The 2,609-nt window shown below is 67.8% G+C and carries 3 protein-coding genes and 1 pseudogene; 1 reads left to right on the top strand and 3 read right to left on the bottom strand.

Annotated elements, in window-relative coordinates; all coding sequences use genetic code 11:
* The coding region (locus ACE3S9_RS18225; protein WP_374547894.1) for a formyltransferase family protein at positions 1 to 424 on the bottom strand (424 nt) is incomplete at its 3' end.
* 170 nt (positions 425 to 594) lie between these two features.
* Here ACE3S9_RS18225 and ACE3S9_RS18220 point away from each other — a divergent pair.
* Positions 595 to 792, top strand: coding sequence for a hypothetical protein (locus tag ACE3S9_RS18220; RefSeq protein ID WP_374547893.1), 198 nt, complete (start codon positions 595 to 597; stop codon positions 790 to 792).
* On the opposite strand, the gene hypE is transcribed toward ACE3S9_RS18220, so the two are convergent.
* Positions 789 to 1,841 carry a hydrogenase expression/formation protein HypE gene (gene hypE, locus ACE3S9_RS18215; protein ID WP_374547892.1) on the bottom strand — a complete coding sequence of 351 codons (1,053 nt, stop codon included), beginning with the start codon at positions 1,839 to 1,841 and terminating at the stop codon, positions 789 to 791. The genes ACE3S9_RS18220 and hypE overlap by 4 nt on opposite strands.
* A 642-nt stretch (positions 1,842 to 2,483) precedes the next feature.
* Positions 2,484 to 2,609 (bottom strand): annotated as a pseudogene (locus ACE3S9_RS18210) (hydrogenase formation protein HypD); the annotation flags it as partial.

Raw genomic sequence — 2,609 nt, 5'->3', positions numbered from 1 at the left:
CCGCGCGCACCGCCGCCTCGGTGACCTCGTTGCGGTACAGCGAACCCTTGCCCGCCGGGCGCAGCGCGAAATCGGCCGACGCCCAGACCGGCCCGGCGTCCATCTCGGCCTCGGCCTGCAGCACGGTAACGCCCCAGCGCGGCTCGCCGCGCAGGATCGCCCAGTCGAGCGCCGACGGCCCGCGGTCGCCCGGCGGCCCCGGATGGACGATCAGGCAGCGATGGCGCGACCAGACTGCCTCCGGGATCGCCCGCTTCAGGAAGGGGGCGATCACCAGGTCCGGCCGGAACAGCGCCGCGGCCTCCTCGGCCACGCTGTCCGCGATGTCGAGTTCGAGGCTCAGCTCGTGGCCGCGCCCGGCCAGTTCGCACCACAGGCGCTGGGTCAGGCTGTTGAAGGCATGCGAAAGAAGAAGGATGCGCATGTGAACAGGATTTTTTCGATTCATGAAGAAGGCCGGAACGACCGGCCGGCGCGGCTTGCCGGGCAATACATTTCCATGCTGCATACATCTATAACCTTCGCTATATTTTTCAATCGCTTGCGTTTGGTTACGATGCACCGCAACAACAAATTGTGCCCGAGGTGAACACAATGCAACAACAACGAAAAGCCGCAGCCCCCCGCCGGCGCAGCGCGCCGCGCCCGGAATACACCGCCGCCGTGCGCTACCTGGACGGCCGCCGCGAGCTGTTCCGCGTGCGCAACGCCGACGACATGGCCGATGCCCGTGCCCTGGTGCTGTCCGAACTGGGCGACGTGCGCTCGCTGGTGATCGCGCTGCGCCACTAGCAGATCCGCGGCAGCTGTTCGCCGCTCAGCCAGTCGACGATGCGCCGCCCGCCGAAGGCGGTGGTCATCTGCACGAAATGGTGGTCGTCGGCATGCACGCTGCCGACGATCGCCGCAGCGCCCCCCAGCGGGTGCGCCCGCATCGCGGCAAGCAGCCTTTCGGCATCCTGTTCGGCGCAGATCGCCACCAGTTTCCCCTCGTTCGCCACATAAAGCGGGTCCAGCCCGAGGAACTCGCAGGCCGCATTGACCGCCGGCTGCACCGGCAGCGCCTTCTCCTGCAGCATCATGCCGACGCCGGACTGGCGCGCGATCTCGTTCAGCGTCGTGGCCAGCCCGCCGCGCGTCGGGTCGCGCAGCACGCGGATGTCGGCGCCGGTCGCCAGCATCGTGTCGATCAGCCCGTGCAGCGCCGCTGAATCCGAAACGATGGGCGAATCGAAGCCCAGGCTCTCGCGCTCGGCCATGATCGCCATGCCGTGGTCGCCGAGCGTGCCGGACACCAGGATCGCGTCGCCCGGCCGCGCCCGCCGGCCGGACAACTCGCGTCCCGGCGGCACGACGCCGACGCCGGTCGTCGTGATGAACACCCCGTCGCCCTTGCCGCGCTCGACGACCTTGGTATCGCCGGTCACCACCGGCACCCCGGCGGCCTGCGCGGCGGCCGCCATGCTTTGCACGATGCGCGCCAGATCGGCGAGTTTGAATCCCTCTTCAAGGATGAAGCCGGCCGCAAGGTAAAGCGGCTTCGCGCCCATCACGGCGACGTCGTTGATCGTGCCGTGCACCGACAGGCAGCCGATGTCGCCGCCCGGGAAGAACAGCGGCGACACCACGTGCGAATCGGTCGCCATCACCAGCCGGCCCTCGCCCGGGTGCGGCAGCACCGCGCCGTCATCGCCCTGGCCGAGGTATTCGTTGCCGAGGTGCTTCGCGAACAACTCCTCGATCAGCTGCGCCATCGCCCGGCCGCCGGAACCGTGGGCCATGTCGACCTGGCCGTGTTTGAGGTCGAGGGGGCGGACGTAGTTTTTGCGGATTTCGGTCATGTGCGATTCTGGAATTGGGTTGTGATGCAGGGGGGCTGGGTTTCGCGCCTGACGCGCGACCGGACTTTCTTTTGCTTCGCCAAAAGAAAGTCGGCAAAGAAAAGGCGACCCCGCGTCGGCACCGGGCTGCGCCCGGTTCCCTGCGCTACTCGGCCTTGGCGGGGGCTGCGGAACTCGGCCCTGCGGGCCTCAGACAGTCCTCGCCCTGTTCCCGCCAAGCCCTGCGTTGCTCGGCGCCTCCCAGGGGGCAAGTCGACACCGATCGGAGTTTTGCGGTGGACGCGGAAATTGGGCGAAAAATGCGGTGCACCGCGAAGCCGCTGTTTTTTTCCGTGGCCTGTCAGGCGCGACGCTTGTGGGCCCCTTGGGAGGCGCCGAGCAACGCAGGCGGGACGGGGGAAGTCGGCTCGCATTGTCTGAGCCGAAGGCGAGTTCATGCGAGCCGCCCGGCCTGCCGAGTAGCGCAGGGAACCCGCGCAGCGGGCGCCGACCCAGGGGTCGCCTTTTCTTTGGCTACTTTCTTTTGGCGAAGCAAAAGAAAGTACGCCCGCGGTCATACGCGGAATACAGCGCCCCAGAAAACCCTCCGCCCGAGCTGAACCCCGGAGAGCAGCCCAGGAGCCGCCCGCGAGCCGCCCACGCTCAGGCCACATCCTTGTACCGCCCATACGTGTAATGCGCCGCACAAGCCCCCTCCGACGACACCATGCACGACCCCACCGGATTTTCCGGCGTGCACACCGTGCCGAACAGCTTGCAGTCCTGCGG

The organism is Rhodoblastus sp. (assembly GCF_041915505.1).
Classification (GTDB): domain Bacteria; phylum Pseudomonadota; class Alphaproteobacteria; order Rhizobiales; family Beijerinckiaceae; genus Rhodoblastus.
The sequence above is the reverse complement of the archived record's forward strand: the minus strand, read 5'-3'. Positions and strand labels throughout refer to the sequence as shown.